This is a genomic window from Campylobacter lari (assembly GCF_004357905.1).
Lineage (GTDB): Bacteria > Campylobacterota > Campylobacteria > Campylobacterales > Campylobacteraceae > Campylobacter_D > Campylobacter_D lari_D.
In genome coordinates this window covers 1-26,299 of the sequence record NZ_SMTT01000003.1, presented here as the reverse complement: position 1 = coordinate 26,299, position 26,299 = coordinate 1, and the positions used below count along the sequence as shown (strand labels likewise).

Here is a 26,299-nt window from a genome sequence, read left to right as displayed (position 1 = left end):
TTTATCCTTTATTTTAATAAATCATTGATTAAATTTTTCATATCGGCTACGATAGCTTCAATACTTCTTTCACCATTGATTACATGGTGGATATTTTCTTTAGTATAAAAATTTGTTATTTCTTCTAAAGGTTCTAAATAAACTTTCATTCTATTATTAAAAACTTCTTCGTTATCATCAGCACCTCTAGCACGCCCTAAAACTCTTTCTCTAGCAACTTCTTCGCTAACTTTAACTTCTATCACACCTTTTAAAATTACTTCACTTTGATTTTTTAATACCTTATCAAACTCAAGCATTTGCTCAACACTTCTTGGATAACCATCTATTAATATAGTATTAGTTGGTGCATTTTTTAAAGCAGTGATGATAGTATTAACTACCACTTCCAAAGGAACCAAATTTCCTTTAGAAATAAAACTATCAATAGTCTTTCCAAGTTCGCTTCCACTAGCCACTTCTGCTCTTAGCAAATCACCTGTAGAATAATGAGTAATATTTGCATCATCTGTAGCTATAATGCTTGCATCGGTTGTTTTACCACTACCTGGTGCGCCTATGATTAAAAATAATTGTTTCATTTAGTATTCTCCCTTAATCTTATACCTAGTTCTCTCATTTGTTCATTGCTTACTTCGCTTGGAGCTTGAGTCATAAGACATTGTGCTCTTTGTGTTTTAGGAAATGCTATAACTTCTCTAATACTTGAAGATTTTGTTAAAAGCATGATAAGTCTATCAAGGCCTATTGCTATACCACCATGTGGTGGTGCTCCAAAACTTAATGCATCAAGTAAGAAGCCAAATTTCTTTCTTTGTTCTTCTTCATCAATATTTAAAAGCTTAAATACTTTTTGTTGGATAGGACTTTTGTGAATTCTTATACTACCACCACCTAATTCTACACCATTTAACACCACATCATGTGCAATAGAATTAATTTCTTCTAAGTCTTGCTCATCAATATTTTTTGGCATAGTAAATGGATGGTGCATTGCAGAATAGCTTCCATCATCATTTTGCTCAAACATAGGAAAATCAATAACCCATAAGAATTCTAATTTATCCTCATCGATAATTTTCATTTCATCGGCAAGGAATAATCTAAATCTGCCCATATAATCAAGCACAGTTTTTTTAATCCCTGCGCCAAAAAATACTACATCACCAACTTCTAATTCACATCTTTGGATTAAAGCATTTAAGTCCTCTTCGCTAAAGAATTTACAAAGTGGGCCTTTAGGACCATCTTCTTTCATTTGTATAAATGCAAGTCCTGCTGCTCCAAATTTACGCACAAATTCTTCAAATCTTTGCATTTGGCGTTTAGAAAAAATCGTATCGCCTTTTGGAACTCTTAAAGCTTTAATGCGATTTTTCTTCGTGTCTTTTGCAATATTTGCAAAAATTTCATTATTTGATTTTGCAAAAATATCAATCACATCAATAAATTTCATATCAAATCTTAAATCAGGCTTATCAGAGCCATAATTTTCCATAGCTTCCTTGTAACTCATTTGTCTAAAAGGTATGCTAATTTCTTTTCCGCAAGCTTTGAAAATATCTTTAAGTAAATTTTCTGCCATGGCTATGATATCTTTTTGCTCACAAAAACTCATTTCTATGTCTATTTGAGTAAATTCAGGTTGGCGATCTGCTCTTAAATCCTCATCTCTAAAACATTTTGCAATTTGAAAATATCTATCAAATCCTGAACACATTAAAAGTTGTTTGAAAAGCTGAGGGCTTTGAGGTAGGGCATAAAATTCACCTTGATGTACGCGTGATGGTACTAAATAATCCCTTGCGCCTTCTGGGGTAGCTTTGGTTAAAATAGGGGTTTCAACCTCTAAAAATCCCATTTTTGCTAAAGAATTTCTTGTTGCTATACAAGCAGTTGATCTTAGAGCAAAATTATCATAAAGTTTTTTGCTTCTTAAATCTAAAAATCTATATTTCAATCTTAATTCTTCATTTACACTTTCATCGCCTATAGCAAAAGGTACTACAGCACTTTCATTTTCAATAGTAAGTTTATTTATAACAACTTCTATTTCTCCGGTTTTTAATTTTGGATTTACAAGTCCTTCACCGCGTGGGCGAATTTTTCCTTGTGCTATTAAAACATATTCATTTCTTACTGATGAAGCTATATTATGTGCTTCTTGATTATCTGCTGGATCACATACTAATTGTATAAGTCCGCTACGATCTCTAAGATCGATAAAAATTACACCTCCATGATCACGGTAAGAATTTACCCAACCACATAATGTTACTTCCTCGCCAACATTTTGTATGTTAAGCTCTGTATTATAATGAGTTCTCAAAATTTTTCCTTAGCTTAATTTTGTTCAATTTTGTTATTATAGTATTTTATTCTTTTGCTTAGCTAAGTTTTGTTATAATTTTTTTATGAAAAAATGTATAAATATAGAAAAAATTCAAAAAGTAGGCTTATTTTGCAGGTTAAATACAAATTTAAATGAGCAAATTGCTTTTTTAAAAACAATTTTTTTGCAAAAAAATATAGAGCTTGTGCTATTAGATCAGAAAAAAAATAATCTTAAAGATTTACAGAAATTAGATTTTTTAATTTCTCTAGGTGGGGACGGCACGCTTTTGTCTTTATGTAGGCAAGCTTATCAAGCAAAAAAGCCTATTTTAGGGATAAATGCAGGAAATTTAGGTTTTTTAACTGCTTTTTCTTTTAATGAAGTAGAAAGTTTTTTTAAAGATTTTTTTAAAAATGATTTTAAAATAGAAAAAGCTAAAATGCTTCAAATAACGCTTTGTAAAAAGAATAAAATCATTAAAAAATTTGCTTTTAATGACGCGGTTTTTTCTCGTGATAATGCTTTAATGGCAAATGTGGAAGTTTTTTTTGAAAATAAACTTTTTAATGCTTATTATGGAGATGGTTTGATTATAGCTAGTTCAAGTGGTTCAACTGCTTATAATATTAGCGCAGGTGGGCCTATAGTACATCCTTGGAGTGAAATTTTTGTTCTAACTCCGGTTTGTTCTCATTCTCTAACTCAAAGGCCTATAGTTTTGCCTTATGGTTTCGAGCTTGAGCTAAAAGTTGAGCATTGTTTGTTGTATTTAGACGGGCAAGAAGTGGTTGATCCTAAAGAATATGATAAAATTCTTATAGGACTTAGTAAAAAAGAACTTAGTTTTATACATAAAAAAGATAGAGATTATTTCCAAGTTTTAAAAGAAAAGTTAAATTGGGGTAAGTGATGATAGAAAGTATTTTAATCAAAGAAAATTTAGGTTTTAAACAAGCAAAATTAGACTTAGAAGTGGGGCTTACTGTCTTTACTGGTTTAAGTGGTGCTGGAAAGTCTGTGCTTTTTAAGGCTATTTTAGCAGCATTTGCTTTAAGTGAGAGCGAAGCTAAAATGGTGGAAGTTTTATTAAATGATGAGCTTGAATTAGATGAGTTTGGCATTGAAAATGAAGAATTAAATGTATTTAAACTTTTAAAAGATAAAAGCTCGCGTTATTTTGTCAATAATCAACTTATTTCAAAAAAGAATTTAGCCTTACTTTCTAAGAAATTTGTAAAATATCTTTCAGCTAAGGAAAATAATGAGTTTTCAAATGAAAGATTTTTAAACTTACTTGATTTTATGCAATCAAAAGAAGATAAGAAATTTAAAGATTTTTTAAATGAATATAAAAATGTTTATAAAGAATATATAGAAAATAAAATTAAATTAGAAAAAATTCAAGAAGAAGAAAAAAAGGTAGAAGAATTAAAAGAATTTACAAGCTTTGAAATACAAAAAATCCAAAGTATTAACCCAAAAATAGGCGAATTTGATGAGTTGATGAGTTTAAAAAAAAGGCTTTCTAAAAAAGACAAAATTGATGCAGCTTGGAACAGGGCAAGCAAAATTTTTGAATTAGAATCAGCAGTGATTGAAGCTTTGCAAATTAGTGATGTTGATAGTTCATTTTTTTCAGAGTGTTTAAATGAACTAAGGGTGGTGTGGGAAAATCAAAGTTTTGATGATTTTGATTTTGATATAGAAGAAGTGCTTGATAGGATAGAAAAACTTTCTTCTTTGATTTCAAAATATGGAAGTATAGAAGAAGCTTTAGAAGCTTTAGAGAAGAAAAAAGCAGAATTAGCTCATTATGAAAATTTAAGTTTTGAAAAAAAAGAATTAGAAGAGAAAGTGCAAAATGCTAAAATACTTTTAGATGAGAAAAGCCAAAAATTAAGTACTTTGCGCAAAAAAAGATTAAAAGAGCTTGAGAAATTACTTAATTTTTATCTTGAAAAACTTTATATGAAAGAGATTAAATTAGAGCTTAAAGATTGTGCTTTGAGTATTTTAGGTAAAGATGAAGTGAATTTAAATATAAATGAAGCTAGTTTGAAAAATTTAAGCTCAGGTGAGATAAATCGTTTAAGACTTTCTTTTATCGCAACTGAATGTAATGTTACTAATAAAGCTAGTGGGATAATATTTTTAGATGAAATTGATGCAAATTTAAGTGGTAAAGAAGCAATGAGTATAGCTGAAGTTTTAAAAGAGCTTGCTAAGTTTTATCAAATTTTTGCAATTTCACACTTACCACAGCTTTCATCAAAAGCAAGCAATCACTTCCTAGTAGAAAAAATAGGAAATGAAAGTAGGGTAAGAAAGATAGAAAAAGAAGAAAGAGTAAAAGAACTTGCTAGAATGGTAAGCGGGGAAAATATTACCCAAGAAGCTTTAGAATTTACTAGAACTTTGCTTTAAAAACAAAAAGTAAATTTCAATATGATATAATTAGTTTTTTAAAATTATTTAAAGAGAGTGTTTTACCATGGAAGAAAAAATTTTAATCATTGATGATAATAAGATGCTAACTAAACTTTTAGCAAAAAAAGTAGAAAATACTTTAGGATTAAAGGTAGATGTTGCTTTTGATATGAATAGTGCAAAAGATTTATTAAAAAATGATTATTTTATGGCTTTTGTAGATCTTTGTTTACCAGATGCTCCTAATGGTGAAGTGGTTGATGTAGTTTTAGAAAAAAATATCCCCGCTATTGTTCTTACAGGAAGTAATGACGGACAAACTCGTAAAAAATTTATGGAAAAAGATATTATTAATTATATTCAAAAAGAAAGTGAAGATTGTATTAATGAAATGTTAAATTCTATTAGAATGCTTCAAAAAAATAATAAAACTAAGATAATTTTAGCAATTGCAAATGTAACTTTACGCGCAGAAATGAAGAAAAACTTAAACAATCAGCTTTTTAATGTTTTAGCAGCAGCTCATGGGGAAGAGGCACTAAGCTATTTAAGTGATCATCCTGATACAAAATTAGTAATTTGCGATGCTACTATGCCGGTAATTAATGGGGAAGATTTACTTGTAGAAATTCGCTCAAAATATTCTAAAATAGAACTTGGTGTGATTATGGTTGGGGATAAAGATGATGCATTAGAAGCAAGAGCTTTTAGAAAAGGTGTGAATGATTATGTGATTAGACCTTTCCAAAAAGAATCACTTAATTGTAGAGTAAATAATTGTTTAGATTATATGCAAAAGTGTGTTTTGCTAGATGAGTATAGTTTAGGTAAAGATTTATTAACAGGACTTGATGATTATGCTACTTTTGAAAAAAGATTTTTAGATTATTTAGAAGATATACAAGAAAATGAAGAAATGGCGTTGGCTTTGATTGATATTGATAATCTTGCAACAATTAATTATGAATTAAGTTATGATTGCGGTGATGGAGTGATAAAACATACAGCCGAAAAGATTAAAGATCAAATTCGTGGTATGGATTTAGCTACTAGAATTGAAGATGGTAAATTCTACATTGCTTTAAAAAATATAAGCAATAAAGAGGCTTTAAAAGCTTTTTCAAATATAAGAGTTAATATTTCCAAAGAAAGCGTTTTAATAGCTTTAGACGAGGTTGATTATAGCATCTCTGTGGGGGTTGCTTTTGGTAGTAAAGGAAGCCAAATGCAAGATTTGCTCAATAACGCACAAAAGGCATTAGATTTAGCTAAGGCTAATGGAAAAAATAGGGTAGAGGTATGTTTTTAGATTGTGATTTTAGCGAAAAAATCATAGATACTCATTGTCATCTAGATAGTCAAGCTTATTTTGGATATTTAGATGAGATGTTAACGCATGCATTTGAAAATGGTGTAGATAAAATCATTATACCAGGTGCAGATATAAAAGATCTACCAAGAGCAAGAGAGATAGCACATACTTATGATAATGTGTATTTTTCTTGTGGGGTGCATCCTTATGATATAGATGATTTTGATTTAGAAGTTTTAAAAGAATTTATAGATGATAAAAAATGTATCGCAGTGGGTGAGTGTGGGCTTGATTATTATCGTTTAAATACTAATGATGATACTATCAAAACAAGACAAAAAGAAGTTTTTATAGCTCAAATACAACTAGCTATTGAATATAAAAAGCCATTGATTGTGCATGTGCGTGAAGCTAATGAAGACAGCTTTAATATTCTAAAAACATACTCAAAAGAATTACAAGGCGGTGTTTTGCATTGCTTTAATGCAAGCGAGCTTTTACTTCAACTAGCAGATGAAGGATTTTATTTTGGTATAGGCGGGGTTTTAACTTTTAAAAATGCAAAAAAATTAGTGGAAATTTTATCTAAAATTCCAAAAGATAAACTTGTTTTGGAAACAGATGGGCCTTATTTAACTCCAGAACCACATCGTGGTAAAGTAAATGATCCTATTTTAACGCATTTTGTAGCACAAAAAATATCTGATCTTTTAAAATTATCTAAAGTTGAAGTAGTAAAACTTACGAATTTAAATGCTAATCGTTTGTTTTTTCAAGGTTTATAATGAAAAAAAACTTTATATTTTTTATATTAGTATTATTATGTTTAAATGCTAAAGCCTTGCAGGTAACTCCTGAATATTATACTCAGCAAGCTCAAATTCTAAGAAATTTAGACATAGAAGCAAGCTATCTTAGTGATATGTTATTTTTAGAATTTAAAGAATCTTCTTTAAATATGCATTCTAAAACTTTAGTTGATACCATGAGAGAATTTTATAAAATCACTCCAATTATCCGTAAAATTTTAGAAAAAGAAAATATTCCTCAAGAATTTTTATATTTGGCAATTGTAGAATCTGGTTTAAAAATTCATAGTGTTTCTAGAACTAAAGCAGTAGGTGTTTGGCAGTTTATGAAGCCAACAGCACAAACTTTAGGTTTAAGAATAGATCCTTATGTTGATGAGAGAAGAGATTTAGTCAAATCAACTTATGCAGCCATTGCTTATTTAAAGCAATTAAAAGAGCAGTTTGGAAAATGGTATTTAGCAATTTTAGCTTATAATTGTGGTGATGGTAAATTACGCCAAGCTATAAAAAAAGCAAAAAGTGATGATTTAAGAATCTTGCTTGATCCTGATAAGAAATATTTACCATTGGAAACTAGAATTTTTATTAGAAAAATTCTTACTATGGCATTTTTGGCTAATAATAATGATTTTTTGATTTCACAAGATAGTGCTTTGCTTAATTATGCTCTATCGAGTGAAGTTAAAAAAATACCTGTTCCACCAAGTGTTTCTTTAAGAGAGCTTGCTAAAGTAGCTAAGATGTCTTATAATGAATTTAAGCGTTATAATCCACATTTTAATTATGACTTTACTCCGCCTGATAAAAAAGATTATTATATGTATATTCCTTTAAGTAAAAGTGTGGCTGTGGAAAATGCATTAGAGAATGTAAAGCTAGCTAAAGTGGATACAACTATTCCGCATACAAAAATTTATATAGTAAAAAAGGGTGATAGTCTTTATACTATTGCAAAAAAACATAAAATTAGTGTTGAAAGCATTAAAGAATATAATAAAATCAAAGGAAACTTGATTAATATTAATCAAAAACTTGTGTTAAAAATTAAGGAGAATAACAATGCAAAAATCAAAACTACTCAAAAATTACCAAAAAACTCTCATACAAAAGTCGTTAGTCGTTAGTTGTGTAGGGGTTTTATTTAGTGCTTGTAGTATGGTGCCTATTAGCACACCTACTGTGTATTATCCAGAAAGAGATTTTAAAAGTATAAAGCATAATAATACAGGCTTAAAAGGCACTATGAAACCTTATACTATTAATGGTAAAACATATTATCCAACCGTAGTAGAAGTAGGTGAGACTGCTGATGGTATAGCTAGTTGGTATGGACCGGGCTTTCATGGTAAAAAAACTTCCAATGGTGAAACTTATGATCAACATGCTTATACAGCAGCTCATAAAACTTTACCTATGAATACTATAGTAAAGGTAACTAATTTAAAAAATCATCGTCAAACTACCGTAAGAATAAATGATAGAGGACCTTTTGTAGCAGGTAGGATTATAGATTTATCTAATATGGCCGCAAGAGATATTGATATGATTCAAGCAGGAACGGCTCCTGTAAGACTTGAAGTAATTGGTTTTGGAACAAGTGCAAATTCAGGTTCAGTGCATACTAATTCTAATTTAGGTAGCAGTGGGGAGATTGCTGATAGTGGCCATATTTTCCAAGGTGGAGCTTTTATGGTGCAAATTGGGGCATTTAGAAATAAAAGTGGCGCAGAGTTAATAGCAAGTAGATATAAAAATTATAATTCTTATACTTCAACAATACAAACAAGTGCTAAAGATGGTTTACATAGAGTATTTTTAAAAGGCTTTAGAAGCGAGCAAGAAGCAAGGGATTTTGTTGATGGTGGTTCTTTTCCCGGTGCGTTTATAGTAAGAGAGTAAAATTATGATAGAGCTTATTTTTTTAGATGTAGATGGTTGTCTAACAGATGGTAAAATCATCTACACACAAAATTATGGTGAAATTAAAGAGTTTAATGTAAAAGATGGTGCAGCAATTGAGGCTTGGCAAAAGCTTGGCAAAAAAGTTGCTATTATTACAGGCAGGACTAGCGAGTGTGTGTATTTTAGAGCTAGAGATTTAAAAATTGATCTAGTATATCAAGGTATTAGTGATAAATTAACTTGCGCTAAAGAAATTTTAGAAAAATTAAATTTAGACTTTTCTCAATGTGCTGCTATTGGGGATTATTATAATGATATGAGCTTACTTGAAGCAGTTGCTTATAGTTTTAAGCCAAAAGATGCGCATAAGGCTTTAAAAACTGATAAAGTTTTAAACAGAAAAGGTGGTAATGGAGCAGTGAGTGAGATGATAGAAATTTTAATTGAACATAATAATATGCAAGCTCAATGGGATAAACTTTGGCGATAAAAATTTTTGCTATATTAATGAGTTTATTTGCCTTTGTTATGGTGATTTTAAGTACTCAAGATCCTTATTTGTTTGCAATAAAACCGCAAAAGGTAGATGTGGCAAATATGCAAGCTTTTGATGTGCTTGATTATGAGCTTAATACATCTGTTACAAAAGCTAGCTATCAAGCAAGTCGTTGGGTAAAATACCAAGATAAAGATATTTTTGATGATTTTAAAGTGCAAGCACTTGATTATAATTTAAGTTCGGATTTATTAGTAAGAAATGATGAAAAATCCATTTTAGAAGGTAATGTAAGTTATTTTGATCAAAATCAAACTTCTATTTTTACTCAAAAAGCAATTTATGATATGAAAAATAAAATTTTATTTTCCAATGAAAAATTTAAGGCATATATAGGGTTAAATGAGGTTTTTGGGGATAATTTTTTATATGATGTGAGTCAAAAAGAATTAAAAATTCAAGGAATAAAAGCATGGTTTTTAGAGCAATAATTTTTTTGTGTTTGTTAAATTTATTTGCATTTAGTGCTCAAAAAATAGAAGTTTATGCTAAAGATTTTTATTTGGATGAGAAAAATGAAACGAGCATATTAACCGGTGATGTGGAAGTAAAAAAAGGTAAAGATATTTTAAATTCGCAAAAATTAGTCATTTATATGAAAAATAAACAACCCATTAAGTATATAGCTACTAAAGATGCTAAATTTAAAATTATGATGAAAGATAAGATTTATCATGGAAGTGGTGATGAGTTTGTTTATAATGTAGCTAAAGATACATATGAAATTAATGGTAATGCAAAAATTATAGAAGTGCAGTCAAAAAAAGAGCTTATAGGTGATAAAATTATAGTAGATAGAAAAAATATGACTTATAGAGTAGTTAGTAAAGATAAAAAACCTGCTAAATTTGTATTTGAAGTAAAAGAATGATATTAAATGCTAAATTTTTAACTTCTGCTTCTAAAATAAATGAAGCTCCACAGCCTATATATACTGAAATTGCATTTTTAGGCCGCTCTAATGTAGGAAAAAGTTCTTTGATTAATACTCTTTGTAAGAATAAAAATTTAGCAAAAAGTTCTTCAACTCCAGGCAAAACCCAACTCATTAATTTTTTTGAAGTTGATTGTAAAAAAGATGAGGATAAATTTAAATTGATGTTTATTGATTTACCTGGTTTTGGTTATGCTAAAGTGAGCAAAAAAACTAAGGCTATTTGGAATAAAAATTTAGATGAGTTTTTAAAAGAGCGTAGTTCTATCAAACTTTTTATTCATCTAATAGATTCAAGACATGAAAATTTAGATATTGATGCAAATTTGGATTTGTATTTAGATTCTTTTATTAGAGCTGATCAAAAAAAAATAATAGTTTATACAAAAGCAGATAAGCTCAATCAAAGTCAAAAAGCAAAAATTTTAAATGTAAATAAAAATGCCATTTTAGTTTCAAATTTGAAAAAAAGTGGTATTGATAAATTAGAACAAAAAATTATTTTAGAGAGCTTAGGTTTTAATGAGGAGTAGAAATTTAGTAAAAAATAGATTTGATTTTTCTTATTTATTTTTTTATTTATCTTTGATTTTTTATCAAGTGCTAAGCTCTGTTTATTATTGGATGCCTCCTTTGTTTGGCGTGTTTTTTTGTTATATGATAGTGCTTTTAAAAGAAAAAGAAAGAACTCTTAATAAGCTTGATTTTAGATGGTATTTTTCTTTGTTTTATCTTTTATTAATTGATATTATCCATGGATTTTATCTTTTTAGTTCTTGGATAGCTTTTTTTGTTTTTTATCATCTTTTTGTTGATTGGTTTAAAAGTAAATTAAAACTAGGCCATTATTTGCTCGTTATATTTACCTTTTGTGCTTATATTTTTATCTATCTTTTTGATGTATTTTTGGCATATTTAGATAATAGTCAAATTTTAAAATTTGGTATTGAATATCTATGGTTTTTTGTCGTTGAAGCTTTGATTTCTTTTGTTATTTTTAAAGGGAAAATCTAATATGCGTATGCGTTTGGTGATGGGATTTATAGCTTGTTTTTTTATACTTTTACTTGCTAGAGTGTATTATATAAGCATTAAATCTAATGTTTATTATGAAGAAATAGCTAAACAAAATGCCATTAAAACGCAATTTTTAGCACCTGTAAGAGGGCAAATTTTAGATGTTAAAGGTAGGCCCTTAGCAGTAAATAAATTAGGTTTTTCAATCTCTATAAAGCCATATTTGTATATAAAAAAGAAAAACAGAAATCTTTTAGAGCAGGAATTGCAAGTTATAGTAGATGCTTTTCCTGATTTAAACATAACTAAATTAAAACGAAATTATATAAAAGCAGATTCTTATTATAATCAAGATTATATAGAAGTAGTTCCATTTATAGAATATGATGCTATGATTAAGCATTTTACTAAGCTTAATTTGCGTGAAAATATGCAAGTTAAATCTACTACTCAAAGATTTTATCCTTATGATGCTTTAGCTAGCCATGTTATAGGTTATGTTGGAAAAGCAAATTTAAACGATATGAATGAAAATGAAATTGCAAGATTAACTAGCTATGTAGGGCGTAGCGGTATAGAGCGTTCTTATAATGAAATTTTGCAAGGTCAAAAGGGTGAAAAGGTTAGCAAAGTAAATGCGTTAAATAAAGAAATAGAAGAACTTTCTTATAAAAAACCTACTTCAAGTAATATCACTTTAAGCATTGATCTTGATTTGCAAGAATACTTGGCTAGTATTTTTGAAAATTTAGCAGGCGCTGCTATAGTAATGGATGTAAAAAGTGGAGCTATTTTAGCAGCGGGTAGTTTTCCTGAATATAATCTCAATCCTTTTGTTACCGGTATTAGTCAAGAAGAATGGGATAAACTTTCTAATGATTTAAACCATCCTTTTACTAATAAACTCATTAATGGTCTTTATCCTCCAGGTTCAGTTATAAAAATGGGAACAGCTTTAGCATTTTTAGATAGTGGAAAAGTGAATGAAAATCATAAATATTTGTGTGATTCTAACTTTGAACTTGGTGGTAGAAAATTTAGATGTTGGAAGGCTATAGGTCATGGTTATGTAGATATGACAGATGCTATTAGAGAAAGCTGTGATGTATATTTTTATAAAGGAGCTTTGGAGGTTGGTATTGACATCATTAGTTCTGTTTTTGAAAGAATAGGTTTTGGTGCAAAAACAGGAGTAGATTTACCTAATGAATTTATAGGAACAGTTCCTAATAGAATTTGGAAAAAAGAAAAATACAATCAACCTTGGTATCAAGGTGAAACTTTAAATACAAGCATAGGTCAAGGTGATTTTCTTGCTACTCCTATGCAAGTGGCTAAATTTACAGCTATGATTGCTACGGCTAAAAATATCACACCGCATTTTTTACATAGTATTGATGATAATGTTACTAAGGTAAATTTTGACAATAATGAAAGTGTTTTTACGACTTTTGAATTATCAAAACTTCCACTTTTAAGGCGTGCGATGTATGAGGTGGCCAATGTTGATGGTGGAACTACAGCAAGATTTTTAAGAAATTCTCCTATTACTATAGCAGCCAAGACAGGAACAGCTCAAGTAGTTGGAATTTCCCAAAGTGAAAAAAAGCGTATTAAAGAAGAGGATTTAGAGTATTTTTTAAGATCTCATGCTTGGATTACTTCTTATGCGCCTTATGAAAAACCTCAATATGTAGTAGTAGTTTTAATCGAACATGGAAAAAGTGGTAGTAGCGCAGGCGGACCTGTACTTGCTAAAATTTATCAAAAACTTATAGATTTGGGTTATATTGATAAAAAATATATTAAGAAAAAAGCTAAATGATTAGCATTCCATCGCCATAAGAATAAAAACGATATTTGTTTTTTATAGCTTCATGGTAAAGTTCTAAAGTTTTTTCTCTACCTATAAAAGAGGCCACAAGCATAATAAGAGTTGATTTTGGTAAGTGAAAATTAGTGAGTAAAAAATCAAGTCTTTGTGGGGTATTTTGTGGGTGTAAAAACAAATCACAAAAACCTTCTTTTAATTTTTTTCTATGATAATACTCTATGCAACGAGTAACTGTGGTGCCTACACCAAGTATTTTTTTAGAAGAATTAATCAAAGCACAAGTTTCATCATCAACATAGAAAAATTCTGAATGCATTTTATGCTCGCGTATATCTTCGCATTCTACACCTTTAAAAGTTCCCGCACCAACATGAAGTGTGATAGTATGGATATTATGATTTTTTTTAAGTTCTTTTATCATTGCTTCATCAAAGTGCAAGCTTGCAGTGGGTGCAGCAACCGCACCTTGATTTTTGGCAAAAATGCTTTGATAGTTAATGTTATCTTGTGCTTCATCTGCTCTTTTAATATATGGTGGTAAAGGTATATGGCCTATTTTTTCTAAAATTTCAAAAACTTCATGATGATTGAATTTTTTTTCATCATTAAAAAATTCTACTTCTCTTGTGCCATCATCGTGTAATTTTTTGATTTTAGCTTTTAAAGAATTTTCAAAATATAAAATTTGTCCTTCTTTAACCTTACCACGAATTTGAACTAAAAAATCATTATTTTTTAAAGGGTGATTAATGAAAAGTTCTATTTTGCTACCACTTTCTTTAAATCCATAAATTCTTGCTTTTATTACTTTAGTGTCATTAAAGATAATTTCACAAGGTGGTAAAATTTTAGCTAAGTCCTTAAAATGTAAATGTAAAATTTGATCTTTACATCTTTCATAAACTAAAAGTTTAGCATTCTCCTTGGGTAAGATAGGAAAATTTGCTATAAGTTCATTAGGTAAATCATAATCATAACTAGAAAGCAAAAGATCTTTATCAATCGTTTTCATCATTTTCTTTTTGACTAGGATTAACTTTTTTGGCTATGTAAATAGAAATTCCATAAAGCCCGCACAAAGGAACGGCCATTAAAAATTGTGAGATTATATCAGGTGGTGTCATCATAGCTGAAAAAACAAAAATCACTAAAACTGAAACCCTAAAGTGTTTTTTTAAAAATGCATCATCAATAAGTCCAAGTTTGGCAAAGAAAAAGGTTATCACAGGCATTTCAAACGCTAAGCCAAAGGCAACTACAAGTTTAGTAAAAAATCCCACATACAAGCCTATGCTGATTAAAGGTTTAAAATCTTGAGTTTGCACCCCAAAATCAATTAAAAATTTAAAAGCCAAAGGTATGACTATATAATAACAAAACAAAGCTCCAAGCGCAAACATAATGCTAGCAAAGCTTACAAAAGGCACTACTAGTCTTTTTTCATTATCATAAAGTCCTGGTGCTACGAATTTCCAAAACTGCCAAAAAATAACCGGTAAAGAAATTAAAAAAGCTGTAAAAAATGAAACTTTCATTGCAGTAAATAAAGGCTCTTGTAATTCAACGAAAGTCATTTGTTTTGAAATTTCAGGTAAGGCTGCTTCAACGGGTGCTTTTAGTATATCTATGATATAACTATTAAAACTAAAGCATACAAAAAACATTACAACAACACAAGCTACGCTTATAAATAATCTTTTTCTAAGTTCTACTAAATGCGGTTTTAATTCTTCAAACATTCTTAGCTTTCCATTTTTTGAGTATTTTTTTCATCTTTTTGAGTTTTTTCTTCTACACGCGAAAGTTCTTGTATATCTTTTTCTAAATCATTAATTTCACTTTTTAACTCTTTGGTATTATTTAAAATATCTTCTTTGAGTTGATCAAATTCTTCAAAACTCAGTTTTTTTCTGATATTTTCGTTCGTTTGTGAAAATTCATCTTTGTATTTTTGTGCTTCATCTTTTAACTCTGCTATTTTTAATTCTTTATTGATACTTGCTTTTGCTTCATCAATATTACTTTTAATGGCTTTTAAAATTTTTGCAATTTCAACTATAGTTGAAGGTAGTTTTTCAGGCCCAAGAACTAAAATAGCTATAACTAAAATAACTAAAATTTCTCCAAAACTCATTATTTTATCTTCTTTCGCTTAAATATATAGTTTGCATTTTACATAAAAATACTTAAAAATACTATTACTTTTATAATATTAATATATAAAGATATATTGATATATTAATATATTTTTGTTATGCTTATTTTAAAATGAAATGGAGTGAAAGATTATGGAAAAGTTATTTTTTATTTTTAAAGATTTTTTGATTTTATTTGTTGAAATTTCTATTTTATTTATATTAGTTAGTATGCTCATTGCTTATCTTAATGAGCGTTATGCTAAATTTTTCAATGAACATTTAAAGAAAGATTCTTTTGTAAGTTATATAAAGGCTATTCTTTTGGGTAGCTTAACTCCCTTTTGTTCATGTTCAAGCATACCACTTTTAAATGCATTTTTAAAAGCTAAAGTACCACTTGGAGTATGCATAGCTTATTTGATAACTTCGCCTTTAATTAATCCTATTATAGTAGTGATGTTTGTAGTAAGTTTTGGCTTAAAAATCTCTTTATTTTATGTGGGATTTTTATTTAGCGTGATTTTATTTATTGCTTTTTGTGTTTCAAAAATAAACACTCAAAGATTTTTTAATGAAGACTTTTTAAAAAATGATTTAGAGCAAACTTCAAAGTGTTGTTCTAATGATACTTCTAAAAGTTTATGCTGTGAAAAACCTAGCTCTATTTTTGTTAAAAATTCTAAAATTAGCAGTAAAATTTTAAAATTTAAGACTAAAACAAAAGAAAATAAAATCAAAATATTATTTATGCAAAGCTTTAATGAATACAAAAAAATTCTGCCATATATTATTATTGGTATGGGTATTGGGGCTTTTATACACGGCTTTTTTCCGCAAGATTTTTTTCAAAATTATATGAAAGATTATGGGGTATTGGGTGTATTTATAGCAGCATTTATAGGGGTTTTGCTTTATATGAATTGCACTGCTATGATTCCTGTAGCACTAGCTTTAACTACCAGTGGAATTCCGCTTGGTATAATGATGAGTTTTTTAATAGCAGGAGCAGGGTGTTCTTTACCTGAGCTTATTTTGCTTAAAAGAATTTTTAAAACAAGCTTTTTGTTTTTATTTGCAGGTATGATTGTTTTTATTGCAATTAGTTTTGGACTTTTAATGTTTTTTATATAAGGAATTTTATGCAAGAATTTTTAAAAATAACAAGTGCAATTAACGATGAAAGCAGGATTTTAATCCTAGCTTTTTTACAAAAATATGGAAAACTTTGTGTGTGTGATTTGCAAAGCTCTTTAAATATGAGTCAATCAAGGCTTTCAAGACATTTAAAAATTTTAAAAGAAGCTAATTTTTTAGAAGTAGATAGACAGGGTGTTTGGGCGTATTATGGAGTAAAAGAAAATTTAAATAATTTTTGCAGCGATATATTAAAAAATATCAATGAACTTTCTATAAAGCTTCCTGAATTTAAAAGAATTTCTTGTGAATGCAAAGCTTAAGTGCTAATATACAAAGCTAGTTCATCGCTTAAAAGATAATTAGTATTATAAAAAATTCCATTTTTATATACTAATTTCCCTTTTTTGCTAAGAAACATTGCCTTTTCTTTTTCTAAAGGTTCTAGCTTTGTTTCATCCACTCCTATAATGCTTCTAAGTCCTAGAAAAATATGTTCTAAACACAAATCTTTTGAATTTAAATTTTCAACCTCCCTAAAACAAGGATTTGCTATATAATCTTTTAAACTTTTTTTAGTATAAAATCTTTGATTTTTTGAAAATCCTACTGCACTTAAACCACATCCTATATAGTCTTTTCCTTGCCAATAAGCAAGATTATGTTTGCAAATTTGTCCAAAATTACTGATTTCATATTGTTTATAACCAAGATTTTCAATTGCTTTGATAAAATGTTTTGCAAGGCGTGGAGCGTTTTTTTTATAATGAAATTTTTTAGCAAATCTTGTCTTTTCTTCTATAGTTAAATTATAAGCACTCACATGGCTAATATCAATTAAAGCGAGTTTAGAAATTTCATAATCAAGCATTTTACTATCATCGAGTTTTGTATCATAAATTAAGTCTAAATTTATATTATTAAATCCTGCTTTTTTTGCGTTTTCTATACTTGTAAAAATGTTTTTTTGATCATGAATACGCCCAAGGAATTGTAATTTTTTTTCATGAAAACTTTGCACCCCAAAAGAAATGCGGTTAAAACCTAAATTTTTTATCTCTTTAAGCCAAGAAAAATTGCTTGAGTTAGGATTTGCTTCTATACTTATTTCATTATTTTTTTGTAAATAACTTTGCAAAAAAATAAAAATTTTTTCATAAAAATTAACACTCATTAAACTAGGAGTACCACCACCTATAAAAATAGTTTTTATGGAATTTTTATCCAGCATAAAAAAATCTAGTTGATATTTTATATCTTGCATTAAAGCATTTAAATAATCTTTTTCAAAGTCCTTTTTTTTAAGTGAAGTAAAAGAACAATAAAAACATTTACTTTCGCAAAATGGTATATGTATATATAAATGCATAAAACTTCTTTAAAATGTGATTATAAATTCGTATTTTTTTGTTAGAATTATATTATCAAAAAGTCAAGGATAAGAAAATCATGGAAAAAGAAAAAAAATATAGGCCAAATGTAGCCGCAATAGTGCTATCATCAGCTTATCCTTTTGAATGTAAAATTTTACTCGCTAAACGCAATGATATGGAAAATATATGGCAGTTTCCTCAAGGTGGAATAGATGAGGGAGAGGATGCTAAAAGTGCGTTATTTAGAGAATTAAAAGAAGAAATAGGTACAGATGAGATTGAAATTTTAGCCGAACATCCTGAATGGATTAGTTATGATTTTCCACCTAAGGTTGCACAAAAAATGTATCCTTATGATGGTCAAAATCAAAAATATTTTTTAGTTAGATTAAAAAACAAAGCTATTGTTAATCTAAATACTAAAAATCCTGAATTTGATGCTTATAAATTTGCTTCATTAGAAGATGTGTATGATATGATTAATCATTTTAAAAAGCCTATATATATTAGAGTTTTAAAATATTTTAAAGAAAGGGGGTATATTTAATGCTGGTCGTACAAAAATATGGGGGAACGAGTGTAGGAACGCTTGAGCGTATTGATGAAGTTGCTAAAAGAGTGGCAAAAAGTAAAAAAACTTGCGATAAATTAGTTGTAGTAGTTTCTGCAATGAGTGGAGTTACCAATGAGCTTATTGATTTTGCACATCATTTTAGTAAAAATCCTTCAGGTCGTGAGATGGATATGCTTTTAAGTAGTGGTGAGCGTGTAACTTCATCTTTACTTGCTATTGCATTAAATGAAATGGGTTTAAAAGCTACTGCATTTTCCGGACGCAATGCAGGGATTATTACAGATGATGTTTATACTAAAGCAAGAATTGAACACATTGATACTACAAATATCAATAAAGCCTTAGATGAGGGGTATATTGTAGTAGTTGCTGGCTTTCAAGGTATCGACAAAATGGGTAATGTTACTACTTTAGGTCGTGGTGGAAGTGACTTAAGTGCAGTTGCATTAGCAGGAGCTTTAAATGCTGATTTGTGTGAAATTTATACTGATGTAGATGGGGTATATACTACCGATCCTAGAATTGAGCCAAAGGCTAAAAAGCTAGATAAAATTTCTTATGAAGAAATGCTAGAGCTTGCAAGTTTGGGAGCTAAAGTTTTACAAAATCGCTCTGTAGAGCTTGCTAAAAAATTAAATGTAAAATTAGTTACTAGAAGTAGCTTTAATGAAAATGAAGGGACGATCATTACTAAGGAGGAAAATATGGAACAAGCTTTGGTTAGTGGTATAGCACTAGATAAAAACCAAGCAAGGGTTACTTTAAGAAATATTGATGATAAGCCAGGAATTGCTGCTGAAATTTTTGGGACTTTAGCAAATGAAAATATCAATGTAGATATGATTATCCAAAATGTAGGTGTAGATGGAGCTACAAATTTGGGCTTTACTGTGCCTGAAAACGAGCTTGATTTAGCAACTAATGCTATGAAAAAAGTTTTAGGTGCTAATGCTAATATAGAAACAGATAGTGCAGTGGTAAAAGTTTCAGTTGTGGGTGTGGGTATGAAATCACATTCTGGAGTAGCTTCAGCAGCTTTTAAAGCATTGGCAAATGAAAATATTAACATACAAATGATTTCTACAAGCGAAATTAAAATTTCAGTCATCGTGCATGAAAAATACGGCGAATTAGCTGTAAGAGTATTGCATGAAGTTTATAAACTAGATGTATAAATGAGCAATAGTTTTTTAAAATTTACCCTAGAGCAAATCCGAGAAAATGGCACTTATACAAGTTGGTTAGAAGAAAGGCGTCTTGAATGGTCGCCTTTGATAGCTTCTAAATTAGCTTTGCTTTTACAAGGTTATACTTTTATTGTGATTACTGATGAGCAAAGAGCTTGGTTTGAAGAGTATTTTTTAAGCCAAATCAATGCTAACACCACAAGACCTTTAGTGCCTTTTGTGTCTTTAAAAGGAATTTATAATAAGGCTTGCAATACCCAAGAAGATATAGATTTGCTAAATGATCTTTTGAGTATTTCTTTTCCCAATGGTTATGCCTTTTTTTATATAGGAACTAATACAGGGTTTAAATTTAAAATCGCTAATTCTAAAGCAGAAAGTATGCTTTGGCTTTTTGATGAGCAATTGCAAAATAGCTTTTATCTTTCCTCGCGCGATAAGGAATTAGACTATAAACTTATTTCTTTATACAAAGTATTTGAGCAAAGCTTAGAGGCTGTGCTTTTTTCTAAGGTAGAAATTTGAATCTAAGAAATAAAATCATTATCCATAATGATTTTGAGTTTATGCAAGAAAAACTCACAGAAGAATATGGAGCAAAAAATCTTAGATTTTTCATACCTAAAAACCCTGATTTAGAATTAAGATTAAATGACTTAACTTATGACAAAAACGCTCAAGCAACGGCAAGGGCTATTATGAAAGAAAGTTATATGGCTGAAGCACAAGCTAAAATTATTGTTATACTAGCTAAGTCTTTTCGTGAAGAAGCACAAAATTTTTTATTAAAGCTTTTTGAAGAGCCACCAAAAAATGTATATTTTATTATCGTAGCTCCTTCAAAAAATGTTTTTTTACCTACTATACTTTCAAGATTTATCATAGAAAAGCATAAAATTCAAAAAGAAAAGATGTCTTTAAATTTAGATCCTAAAAAAATGGATCTAGCTCAAATTGCTTCATTATTAAAACAATATGAAAATATAGACAAGCATGAATGTTTAGATTTAATTAGTGCTTTAAGCTATGAGTGTTTTAAACAAGATATAAAATTAAACGATGAAGAAATTGAATTTTTTTATAAAGCTTATGAGCTTGCTAAATTAAATGCAAAGCCAACTATTTTACTAAGCACCATAGCTTTAATTTTACATGAGAGAAAAAATGAAAATCATTAAAATCAATCCTAACACAGACTTTGAGCAAATTTCTAAATATATAAAGCCACATAAAGCAGGTGAGAAAATTATGAGTGAAAAAACTCAAATTCATTTTTTTCTTATCAAAGAACTAAGAGCACCTGCTGCAAATATACTTAAACAAGACGCACTAAGGGTTGGAGCTGAACTTGTAACACACAAAGAAGTTATACTAGGTAAAGAACATACTAATGCCTTACTTATGGTAACACAAGATCAAGCTAAAAAGCTTATAGAAAAAGAAAAACTACAAGATTTTAAGCTTAAAAATTTAGCACTATTTTTAAAGTCTAATTTCGCTAAACCAAAATATGCAAAAATTATGGGTGTGATTAATATTAATGAAGATAGTTTTAATGCTCAAAGTAGGGTTAAAGAAAATGAAGTTTTAGAAAAAATCGAACTCATGATTTCTCAAGGGGCTGATTATATAGATATAGGCGGGGTTTCTTCAAGACCTGGAAGTATGTATTGTGGGAAAGAAGAAGAGTTTAAACGCTTAAAAAATACCCTAGATTTAATCTATAAAGAAAAACTTTATGAAAAATGTATTTTTAGTTTAGATAGTTTTGATGAGTATTGTTTAGAATATGCTTTAAATAAAGGCTTTAAGCTTATTAATGATATCACCGGTTTTAAAAATGAAAATTTAGCCAAACTAGCTTTAAAATACAAAGCCACTTATACACTCATGCATATACAAAATACCCCACAAAATATGCAAGATAACCCTTTTTATGAAGATGTACTCGCTGAGCTTGATGATTTTTTTACACAAAAGCTAGAAAGGCTAAGTGAGCTTGGTTTAGAAGATGTGATTTTAGATGTTGGCATTGGTTTTGGTAAAAGTCCTTGGCATAATATGATGTTAATCAAACACTTAGAGCATTTTTTACGCTTTGAAAAAGAACTTTTGATTGGAGCTAGTAGGAAAAGTGTGATAAATGCTTATTTTAACTCAAGTGTTGAACAAAGATTAGCTGGTACGCTTTATTTACATTTAGAGGCTTTTAAAAATGGTGCAAGCATTATAAGAGCACATGATGTGTATGAGCATAAGCAAATGTTTGAACTTGCAAAAGCTATGGATGAACTTTCTTTGGAGTAGTGATGACTTATCAAGAGTATTTAGAAAAGGTAAAATTAGCAAAAGAATGGATGAGGGCTTATTATGAAGATGATGAGCCTTTAGCAAGCGATGAAGAATATGATAAACTTATAAGAGAGTTAAAAGCATTTGAAACGCTTCATCAAGAAAAGATTTCTAAAGATTCTCCTACGCAAAATATCGCTCCTATTATACAAAGTGAGTTTCATAAACTTGCACATAGTGCAAAAATGTGGTCTATGGAAGATGTTTTTGATGAAGCTGAGCTTAGAGCTTGGGCAAAAAGAGCTAAATGTGAATTTGATTTTTTCATAGAACCTAAATTTGATGGAGCGAGTTTAAATCTTACTTATGAAAATGGTATTTTAATCAGCGGTGCTACAAGGGGTGATGGAGAAGTGGGTGAGGATATTACTTTAAATGTAAAAGAAATATCAAACATACCTCAAAAAATTCCTTATAAAGACAAGATAGAAATTCGTGGCGAAGTGGTAATTTTAAAAGAAGATTTTGAAAAAATCAATGAAAAAAGAGCTAAAGATGGCTTGAGCTTATTTGCAAACCCACGCAACGCAGCAAGTGGCTCTTTAAGACAGCTTGATACAAGCATTACAAAAGAAAGAAATTTAAAATTTTATCCTTGGGGAGTGGGGGAGAATTCTTTAGAATTTAGCAAGCACTCTGAAGTAATGGAGTTTGTAAGAAGTCTTGGTTTTTTAAAAGATGATTTTGTTTTTTGTGTTAAGACTTTAGATGAGGTTTTAGAAAAATATCACGAGCTTTTAGAAAAAAGAGATCAAAAGCCTATGATGATGGATGGTATGGTTGTAAGGGTAGATGATTTAGCTCATTGTAAGCTTTTGGGTTATACCGTGAAATTTCCAAAATTTATAGCTGCGTTTAAATTTCCTGCTTTGGAAAAAACTACAACATTACTTGGGGTTAATTTACAAGTTGGAAGAAGTGGGGTGATTACCCCTGTGGCGGTTTTAGAGCCTGTAAATTTAGATGGGGTTATCGTAAAGTCTGCAACCTTACATAATTTTGATGAGATAGCTAGACTTGGAGTGATGATAGGCGATAGCGTAAGTGTGATAAGAAGTGGAGATGTTATACCTAAAATCACTAAAGTTTTTACTCAAAGGCGTGATGGTTTAGAAAGTAAGATCACTAAACCAACTCTTTGTCCTGAGTGTTTAAGTGAACTTTTAGATGAGGGTGCTTTTTTAAAATGTCAAAACTTAGATTGTAAAGCAAGACTTGTAAATTCTATCATACATTTTGTATCTAAAAAGTGTTTGAATATAGACGGCCTTGGAGAAAATATCGTCGAGCTTTTGTTTAAAGAAGGAAAAATCACTAACATAGAAAGTATATTTTTCTTAAAATACAGCGATTTTGAAGGCTTAGAAGGCTTTAAAGAGAAAAAAATCAACAATCTTCTAAGTGCTATTGAGAATGCAAAAAAATGCCCCTTATCAAGGTTTATCACTGCTTTGGGTATAGAGCATATTGGTGAAGTAGCAGCTAAAAAATTAGCTCAATCTTTTGGCTTTGAATGGTTTATGCAAAGCTATGAAGCTTATGCAAATTTAGAAGGCTTTGGCGAGCAAATGGCTAAAAGCTTAGAAGAATTTACCCATGTCAATGCAAATCGCATTAAGCATTTTTATGAAATTTTACATTTAGAAGATGAGAAAAAAGAGCTTATTATAAATGATAATATTTCTAATAAAACCTTTGTTATCACAGGCACTTTAAGCAAATCACGCGATCATTTTAAAGAACTAATTGAAAACTTTGGAGCAAAGGTAAGTTCAAGTGTGTCTAAAAAAACTGACTTTGTATTATATGGAAGTGAAGCAGGCTCAAAGCTTGAAAAGGCTCAAAACTTAGGGGTTAAGTGCATCAATGAAGCTGAGTTTAACGCTCTTTTAGGCGGTGATGATGAGGTATGATGTCTTTGTAAGTGCAAAGTTAAACATTTCTCGCAACAAAGCTTGTGAGCTTATAGAAAACAAGCAAATTTTACTCAATAGTGAGTTTAAAAAAACCTCTTTTAAAATCACATCTTTAAATCCTTTAGAAGATGAGAGTTTAAAACTCACGCTTTTAGAAGAGCTTTTTGTAAGCAGAGCTGCTTTTAAGCTCAAGCATTTTTTACAAGAGTATACATTTACTATCAAAGATAAAATTTGTTTAGATATAGGTTCATCGACCGGAGGTTTTGTGCAAATTTTACACCAAAATAATGCTAAACACATTACAGCTTTAGATGTAGGTTCTAACCAACTTCATGAGAGCTTAAGAAATTTAGAAAATATCCAAATTTGTGAAAACACTGATTTGCGTGAGTTTAAAAGTGAAATTTTATATGATGTTATCACTTGTGATGTGAGTTTTATATCTTTAACACATTTGATTTTTCATATAGATAAACTTGCTAAAGATCTTATCATCTTGCTTTTTAAACCTCAATTTGAAGTAGGTAAAAATGCTAAGCGCGATAAAAACGGAGTGGTAAAAGATACCAAAGCCATCAAAAATGCTAAAGAAAGCTTTGAAAAAGCTTGTGCAAAGCTTGGTTGGATCTTGCAAGCAAGTCAAGAGTCACACTTAAAAGGAAAAGAAGGTAATGTTGAGTTTTTCTACGCCTATAGAAAAAACTAAGATCACAAATTTAGCCATGGGGCGTTTTGATGGTATGCATTTGGGGCATTTTGAGCTTTTTAAGCATTTAGATGAAAATGGTGCCTTATTTATCATCACTAAAGAGGAAAAAGAAGCCCTAACACCTAAGGATTTTAGAGTAAATTTGGTTGATTTTCCTTTGATTTTTTGTGATTTTGATAAAATCAAGGACTATAAAGGCGAGGATTTTTTAAAGCTTTTAAAGCAAGAATTTCCCAAACTAGAAAAGATCATTGTAGGTTATGATTTTAAATTTGGCAAAGAAAGAAAATGCAGTGCCAAAGACATACAAAGTCTTTGTGGTATAAACACCATCATCGTAGATGAGTTTAAAATTCAAAATAAAAGTGTTCATGCAAGTATGATTAAAACCTTACTTAAAGAAGCAAAAGTCAAAGAAGCTAAAAATTTTCTAGGTAGATTTTATAATATACAAGCAAATATCATCAAAGGTCAAGGCATAGGCGCTAAAGAGCTTTTTGCAACTTTAAATTTACATACAAAAGACTTCTTTTTACCCAAAGATGGCGTATATGCGACTTTAGTAAAGATTGAAAATAAAAGCTATCATAGTGTAAGTTTTATAGGCATAAGATCTACTGATGAAAATTTTGCTTTAGAAACGCATATTTTAGATGAAAATTTCACAAATACAAAAGCAATTTCAGTTGAGTTAAGTTTTATTGACTATATAAGAGCTAATGAAAAATTTAACGACTTAGCCTTATTAAAAGCACAAATTAGTAAAGATATTGACAAAGCAAAAGAAATTTTAGGAAGATTAAATGAAAGATGAAATTTTTAAAAAACCCTTGGAAAAACAATTTGAATTTGATAAAAGCGTAGCAAGTGTTTTTGATGATATGGTGTCAAGATCTGTGCCTTTTTATACGCAAAATTTAAAACTCATAGTCGAACTTATTGATCATTTTGCACCACAAAATGCGAGAATTTGTGATCTTGGTTGTTCTACGGCTAGTTTATTGCTTGCACTTTATGAAAAAAGAAAAGATTTTCTTTTAAGCGGGGTTGATGAAGCTAATGCTATGTTAGAGATCGCCAAAAACAAATGTCAAGCCTTTGGAGCTAGGGTGGAATTTCATCAAAAAAATTTAGATGATTTTGAGTTTTTTAAAAATGATGTTTTTATAGCTACTTATACTTTGCAGTTTATCCGCCCACCTAAAAGACAAGAATTAGTTGATAAAATCTATCAAAACTTAAAAGAAAATGGTATATTTGTGCTTAGTGAAAAAATTCTTTATGAAGATGTAAAAATAGCTAAAAAAATGATACAAATTTATGAGCAATATAAACTAGAGCAAGGTTATAGTAAGCTAGAAATTTCAAGCAAACGAGAAGCCTTAGAAAATGTCCTCATTCCTTATACTCAAAATGAAAACATAACTATGCTTAAAAAGGCAGGATTTTCTAAAGTAGAAAGTGTTTTTAAATGGGTAAATTTTGAAACTTTCATAGCTTTTAAATAAAAATATTTTTTATAACAATGTGTTTTAGAAAAATAATTATGAAGCCATGGAAGCAAAAATATTATTTTTTAACCATAAAGTCTATTTTATAGTAATTTTAAATTTAAGATACTTCTTATCTTAAATTATACTTAAGTAAAAATTTATAAATAAAATATTAATATTCTACACTTATTGTTAAAATATTAGCAATGGGTATTGTAAAACACACAAACAAATAATGAATCAATCAAATACATTAACTATTTTTGAAAGGACTTTTTCAATGAATATAAA

Annotated in this window: 29 protein-coding genes; 23 read left to right on the top strand and 6 right to left on the bottom strand. The window is 29.3% G+C overall.

Annotated elements, in window-relative coordinates; all coding sequences use genetic code 11:
* Nucleotides 1-8: 8 nt before the first annotated feature.
* Both E2O22_RS03360 and aspS read right to left on the bottom strand, forming a co-directional pair.
* The gene (locus tag E2O22_RS03360) at nucleotides 9-581 is read right to left on the bottom strand and encodes an adenylate kinase (protein ID WP_133319219.1); all 573 of its coding nucleotides are present in this window, start codon (nucleotides 579-581) and stop codon (nucleotides 9-11) included.
* Nucleotides 578-2,329 (bottom strand): aspartate--tRNA ligase, encoded by a 1,752-nt coding sequence (gene aspS / locus E2O22_RS03355; protein ID WP_133319218.1) that lies wholly within the window; start codon nucleotides 2,327-2,329, stop codon nucleotides 578-580. Before aspS ends, E2O22_RS03360 begins: the two co-directional genes overlap by 4 nt.
* Nucleotides 2,330-2,414: 85 nt before the next feature.
* Between aspS and E2O22_RS03350 the strand changes: the two genes are divergently transcribed.
* From E2O22_RS03350 to mrdA, 12 genes are all read left to right on the top strand, one after another.
* Complete coding sequence (locus E2O22_RS03350) at nucleotides 2,415-3,245, top strand: NAD(+)/NADH kinase (protein ID WP_133319217.1); 831 nt, start codon at nucleotides 2,415-2,417, stop codon at nucleotides 3,243-3,245.
* Nucleotides 3,245-4,759, top strand: coding sequence for an AAA family ATPase (locus E2O22_RS03345; protein ID WP_133319216.1), 1,515 nt, complete (start codon nucleotides 3,245-3,247; stop codon nucleotides 4,757-4,759). The genes E2O22_RS03350 and E2O22_RS03345 overlap by 1 nt, the downstream gene beginning before the upstream one ends.
* A 67-nt stretch (nucleotides 4,760-4,826) precedes the next feature.
* Nucleotides 4,827-6,071 (top strand): bile resistance response regulator CbrR, encoded by a 1,245-nt coding sequence (gene cbrR / locus E2O22_RS03340; RefSeq protein ID WP_133319215.1) that lies wholly within the window; start codon nucleotides 4,827-4,829, stop codon nucleotides 6,069-6,071.
* Nucleotides 6,062-6,859 (top strand): TatD family hydrolase, encoded by a 798-nt coding sequence (locus tag E2O22_RS03335; protein ID WP_133319214.1) that lies wholly within the window; start codon nucleotides 6,062-6,064, stop codon nucleotides 6,857-6,859. The genes cbrR and E2O22_RS03335 overlap by 10 nt, the downstream gene beginning before the upstream one ends.
* Nucleotides 6,859-8,010 (top strand): lytic transglycosylase domain-containing protein, encoded by a 1,152-nt coding sequence (locus tag E2O22_RS03330; RefSeq protein WP_133319213.1) that lies wholly within the window; start codon nucleotides 6,859-6,861, stop codon nucleotides 8,008-8,010. The genes E2O22_RS03335 and E2O22_RS03330 overlap by 1 nt, the downstream gene beginning before the upstream one ends.
* Nucleotides 7,946-8,785 carry a septal ring lytic transglycosylase RlpA family protein gene (locus tag E2O22_RS03325; RefSeq protein WP_133319212.1) on the top strand — a complete coding sequence of 280 codons (840 nt, stop codon included), beginning with the start codon at nucleotides 7,946-7,948 and terminating at the stop codon, nucleotides 8,783-8,785. Before E2O22_RS03330 ends, E2O22_RS03325 begins: the two co-directional genes overlap by 65 nt.
* 4 nt (nucleotides 8,786-8,789) lie before the next feature.
* Nucleotides 8,790-9,278, top strand: coding sequence for an HAD hydrolase family protein (locus E2O22_RS03320; protein ID WP_133319211.1), 489 nt, complete (start codon nucleotides 8,790-8,792; stop codon nucleotides 9,276-9,278).
* Nucleotides 9,269-9,775: a hypothetical protein gene (locus tag E2O22_RS03315; RefSeq protein WP_133319210.1), complete on the top strand. Its 507-nt coding sequence runs from the start codon at nucleotides 9,269-9,271 to the stop codon at nucleotides 9,773-9,775. The genes E2O22_RS03320 and E2O22_RS03315 overlap by 10 nt, the downstream gene beginning before the upstream one ends.
* Nucleotides 9,757-10,215 carry a lipopolysaccharide transport periplasmic protein LptA gene (lptA, locus tag E2O22_RS03310; RefSeq protein ID WP_133319209.1) on the top strand — a complete coding sequence of 153 codons (459 nt, stop codon included), beginning with the start codon at nucleotides 9,757-9,759 and terminating at the stop codon, nucleotides 10,213-10,215. The genes E2O22_RS03315 and lptA overlap by 19 nt, the downstream gene beginning before the upstream one ends.
* The gene (yihA, locus tag E2O22_RS03305; RefSeq protein WP_133319208.1) at nucleotides 10,212-10,811 is read left to right on the top strand and encodes a ribosome biogenesis GTP-binding protein YihA/YsxC; all 600 of its coding nucleotides are present in this window, start codon (nucleotides 10,212-10,214) and stop codon (nucleotides 10,809-10,811) included. The genes lptA and yihA overlap by 4 nt, the downstream gene beginning before the upstream one ends.
* Complete coding sequence (locus tag E2O22_RS03300; protein ID WP_133319207.1) at nucleotides 10,801-11,292, top strand: hypothetical protein; 492 nt, start codon at nucleotides 10,801-10,803, stop codon at nucleotides 11,290-11,292. Before yihA ends, E2O22_RS03300 begins: the two co-directional genes overlap by 11 nt.
* A gap of 1 nt (nucleotide 11,293) precedes the next feature.
* On the top strand, nucleotides 11,294-13,120 hold the full coding sequence (mrdA, locus tag E2O22_RS03295; RefSeq protein WP_133319206.1) for a penicillin-binding protein 2: 1,827 nt from the start codon (nucleotides 11,294-11,296) through the stop codon (nucleotides 13,118-13,120).
* On the opposite strand, the gene queA is transcribed toward mrdA, so the two are convergent.
* Genes queA through tatB form a run of 3 tightly spaced genes read right to left on the bottom strand, consistent with a single transcriptional unit; the run spans nucleotide 13,113 to nucleotide 15,263 of the window.
* Nucleotides 13,113-14,141 (bottom strand): tRNA preQ1(34) S-adenosylmethionine ribosyltransferase-isomerase QueA, encoded by a 1,029-nt coding sequence (gene queA / locus E2O22_RS03290; protein ID WP_133319205.1) that lies wholly within the window; start codon nucleotides 14,139-14,141, stop codon nucleotides 13,113-13,115. The two genes, mrdA and queA, sit on opposite strands and share 8 nt — an antisense overlap.
* The gene (tatC, locus tag E2O22_RS03285) at nucleotides 14,128-14,868 is read right to left on the bottom strand and encodes a twin-arginine translocase subunit TatC (protein WP_133319204.1); all 741 of its coding nucleotides are present in this window, start codon (nucleotides 14,866-14,868) and stop codon (nucleotides 14,128-14,130) included. Before tatC ends, queA begins: the two co-directional genes overlap by 14 nt.
* 2 nt (nucleotides 14,869-14,870) lie before the next feature.
* Nucleotides 14,871-15,263: a Sec-independent protein translocase protein TatB gene (gene tatB / locus E2O22_RS03280; RefSeq protein WP_133319203.1), complete on the bottom strand. Its 393-nt coding sequence runs from the start codon at nucleotides 15,261-15,263 to the stop codon at nucleotides 14,871-14,873.
* 154 nt (nucleotides 15,264-15,417) lie between these two features.
* Between tatB and E2O22_RS03275 the strand changes: the two genes are divergently transcribed.
* Nucleotides 15,418-16,398, top strand: coding sequence for a permease (locus tag E2O22_RS03275; protein WP_133319202.1), 981 nt, complete (start codon nucleotides 15,418-15,420; stop codon nucleotides 16,396-16,398).
* Between the two features lie 8 nt (nucleotides 16,399-16,406).
* The gene (locus E2O22_RS03270; RefSeq protein ID WP_133319201.1) at nucleotides 16,407-16,724 is read left to right on the top strand and encodes an ArsR/SmtB family transcription factor; all 318 of its coding nucleotides are present in this window, start codon (nucleotides 16,407-16,409) and stop codon (nucleotides 16,722-16,724) included.
* On the opposite strand, the gene hemW is transcribed toward E2O22_RS03270, so the two are convergent.
* Complete coding sequence (hemW, locus tag E2O22_RS03265) at nucleotides 16,721-17,770, bottom strand: radical SAM family heme chaperone HemW (protein ID WP_133319200.1); 1,050 nt, start codon at nucleotides 17,768-17,770, stop codon at nucleotides 16,721-16,723. The two genes, E2O22_RS03270 and hemW, sit on opposite strands and share 4 nt — an antisense overlap.
* Before the next feature lie 80 nt (nucleotides 17,771-17,850).
* On the opposite strand from hemW, the gene E2O22_RS03260 reads away from it, so the two are divergent.
* The 9 genes from E2O22_RS03260 to cmoA are packed head-to-tail and all read left to right on the top strand — an operon-like array spanning nucleotide 17,851 to nucleotide 26,023.
* Nucleotides 17,851-18,321, top strand: a complete 471-nt coding sequence (locus E2O22_RS03260) for an RNA pyrophosphohydrolase (RefSeq protein ID WP_133319199.1) — start codon at nucleotides 17,851-17,853, stop codon at nucleotides 18,319-18,321.
* Nucleotides 18,321-19,523 carry an aspartate kinase gene (locus E2O22_RS03255; RefSeq protein ID WP_133319198.1) on the top strand — a complete coding sequence of 401 codons (1,203 nt, stop codon included), beginning with the start codon at nucleotides 18,321-18,323 and terminating at the stop codon, nucleotides 19,521-19,523. The genes E2O22_RS03260 and E2O22_RS03255 overlap by 1 nt, the downstream gene beginning before the upstream one ends.
* Nucleotides 19,524-20,060 carry a HobA family DNA replication regulator gene (locus E2O22_RS03250; RefSeq protein WP_133319197.1) on the top strand — a complete coding sequence of 179 codons (537 nt, stop codon included), beginning with the start codon at nucleotides 19,524-19,526 and terminating at the stop codon, nucleotides 20,058-20,060.
* A gap of 41 nt (nucleotides 20,061-20,101) precedes the next feature.
* Nucleotides 20,102-20,713, top strand: a complete 612-nt coding sequence (locus tag E2O22_RS03245) for a DNA polymerase III subunit delta' (protein ID WP_318529412.1) — start codon at nucleotides 20,102-20,104, stop codon at nucleotides 20,711-20,713.
* A complete protein-coding gene (folP, locus tag E2O22_RS03240; protein ID WP_133319195.1) occupies nucleotides 20,700-21,842 on the top strand; it encodes a dihydropteroate synthase in 1,143 nt (380 codons plus the stop codon). Before E2O22_RS03245 ends, folP begins: the two co-directional genes overlap by 14 nt.
* A 2-nt stretch (nucleotides 21,843-21,844) precedes the next feature.
* Nucleotides 21,845-23,800: an NAD-dependent DNA ligase LigA gene (gene ligA / locus E2O22_RS03235; RefSeq protein ID WP_133319194.1), complete on the top strand. Its 1,956-nt coding sequence runs from the start codon at nucleotides 21,845-21,847 to the stop codon at nucleotides 23,798-23,800.
* Entirely contained in the window at nucleotides 23,790-24,512 is a 723-nt protein-coding gene (tlyA, locus tag E2O22_RS03230) for a 23S rRNA (cytidine-2'-O)-methyltransferase TlyA (protein WP_133319339.1), read from the top strand. The genes ligA and tlyA overlap by 11 nt, the downstream gene beginning before the upstream one ends.
* Complete coding sequence (locus E2O22_RS03225; RefSeq protein ID WP_133319193.1) at nucleotides 24,478-25,329, top strand: bifunctional riboflavin kinase/FAD synthetase; 852 nt, start codon at nucleotides 24,478-24,480, stop codon at nucleotides 25,327-25,329. The genes tlyA and E2O22_RS03225 overlap by 35 nt, the downstream gene beginning before the upstream one ends.
* Complete coding sequence (gene cmoA, locus E2O22_RS03220; RefSeq protein ID WP_133319192.1) at nucleotides 25,319-26,023, top strand: carboxy-S-adenosyl-L-methionine synthase CmoA; 705 nt, start codon at nucleotides 25,319-25,321, stop codon at nucleotides 26,021-26,023. The genes E2O22_RS03225 and cmoA overlap by 11 nt, the downstream gene beginning before the upstream one ends.
* Nucleotides 26,024-26,299: the final 276 nt, after the last annotated feature.

Excerpts from the sequence above, each read along its gene's own strand:
- mrdA (WP_133319206.1), top strand. The coding sequence starts at position 11,294 with ATGCGTATGCGTTTGGTGATGGGATTTATAGCTTGTTTTTTTATACTT.
- E2O22_RS03270 (WP_133319201.1), top strand. The coding sequence starts at position 16,407 with ATGCAAGAATTTTTAAAAATAACAAGTGCAATTAACGATGAAAGCAGG.
- ligA (WP_133319194.1), top strand. The coding sequence starts at position 21,845 with ATGACTTATCAAGAGTATTTAGAAAAGGTAAAATTAGCAAAAGAATGG.
- folP (WP_133319195.1), top strand. The coding sequence starts at position 20,700 with ATGAAAATCATTAAAATCAATCCTAACACAGACTTTGAGCAAATTTCT.
- yihA (WP_133319208.1), top strand. The coding sequence starts at position 10,212 with ATGATATTAAATGCTAAATTTTTAACTTCTGCTTCTAAAATAAATGAA.
- queA (WP_133319205.1), bottom strand. The coding sequence starts at position 14,141 with ATGAAAACGATTGATAAAGATCTTTTGCTTTCTAGTTATGATTATGAT.
- E2O22_RS03350 (WP_133319217.1), top strand. The coding sequence starts at position 2,415 with ATGAAAAAATGTATAAATATAGAAAAAATTCAAAAAGTAGGCTTATTT.
- E2O22_RS03260 (WP_133319199.1), top strand. The coding sequence starts at position 17,851 with ATGGAAAAAGAAAAAAAATATAGGCCAAATGTAGCCGCAATAGTGCTA.
- E2O22_RS03345 (WP_133319216.1), top strand. The coding sequence starts at position 3,245 with ATGATAGAAAGTATTTTAATCAAAGAAAATTTAGGTTTTAAACAAGCA.
- E2O22_RS03245 (WP_318529412.1), top strand. The coding sequence starts at position 20,102 with ATGCAAGAAAAACTCACAGAAGAATATGGAGCAAAAAATCTTAGATTT.
- E2O22_RS03330 (WP_133319213.1), top strand. The coding sequence starts at position 6,859 with ATGAAAAAAAACTTTATATTTTTTATATTAGTATTATTATGTTTAAAT.
- hemW (WP_133319200.1), bottom strand. The coding sequence starts at position 17,770 with ATGCATTTATATATACATATACCATTTTGCGAAAGTAAATGTTTTTAT.
- tlyA (WP_133319339.1), top strand. The coding sequence starts at position 23,790 with ATGAGGTATGATGTCTTTGTAAGTGCAAAGTTAAACATTTCTCGCAAC.
- E2O22_RS03250 (WP_133319197.1), top strand. The coding sequence starts at position 19,524 with ATGAGCAATAGTTTTTTAAAATTTACCCTAGAGCAAATCCGAGAAAAT.
- E2O22_RS03360 (WP_133319219.1), bottom strand. The coding sequence starts at position 581 with ATGAAACAATTATTTTTAATCATAGGCGCACCAGGTAGTGGTAAAACA.
- E2O22_RS03300 (WP_133319207.1), top strand. The coding sequence starts at position 10,801 with ATGAGGAGTAGAAATTTAGTAAAAAATAGATTTGATTTTTCTTATTTA.
- lptA (WP_133319209.1), top strand. The coding sequence starts at position 9,757 with ATGGTTTTTAGAGCAATAATTTTTTTGTGTTTGTTAAATTTATTTGCA.
- cmoA (WP_133319192.1), top strand. The coding sequence starts at position 25,319 with ATGAAAGATGAAATTTTTAAAAAACCCTTGGAAAAACAATTTGAATTT.
- tatB (WP_133319203.1), bottom strand. The coding sequence starts at position 15,263 with ATGAGTTTTGGAGAAATTTTAGTTATTTTAGTTATAGCTATTTTAGTT.
- tatC (WP_133319204.1), bottom strand. The coding sequence starts at position 14,868 with ATGTTTGAAGAATTAAAACCGCATTTAGTAGAACTTAGAAAAAGATTA.
- E2O22_RS03275 (WP_133319202.1), top strand. The coding sequence starts at position 15,418 with ATGGAAAAGTTATTTTTTATTTTTAAAGATTTTTTGATTTTATTTGTT.
- E2O22_RS03325 (WP_133319212.1), top strand. The coding sequence starts at position 7,946 with ATGCAAAAATCAAAACTACTCAAAAATTACCAAAAAACTCTCATACAA.
- E2O22_RS03255 (WP_133319198.1), top strand. The coding sequence starts at position 18,321 with ATGCTGGTCGTACAAAAATATGGGGGAACGAGTGTAGGAACGCTTGAG.
- E2O22_RS03335 (WP_133319214.1), top strand. The coding sequence starts at position 6,062 with ATGTTTTTAGATTGTGATTTTAGCGAAAAAATCATAGATACTCATTGT.
- E2O22_RS03320 (WP_133319211.1), top strand. The coding sequence starts at position 8,790 with ATGATAGAGCTTATTTTTTTAGATGTAGATGGTTGTCTAACAGATGGT.
- cbrR (WP_133319215.1), top strand. The coding sequence starts at position 4,827 with ATGGAAGAAAAAATTTTAATCATTGATGATAATAAGATGCTAACTAAA.
- E2O22_RS03225 (WP_133319193.1), top strand. The coding sequence starts at position 24,478 with ATGTTGAGTTTTTCTACGCCTATAGAAAAAACTAAGATCACAAATTTA.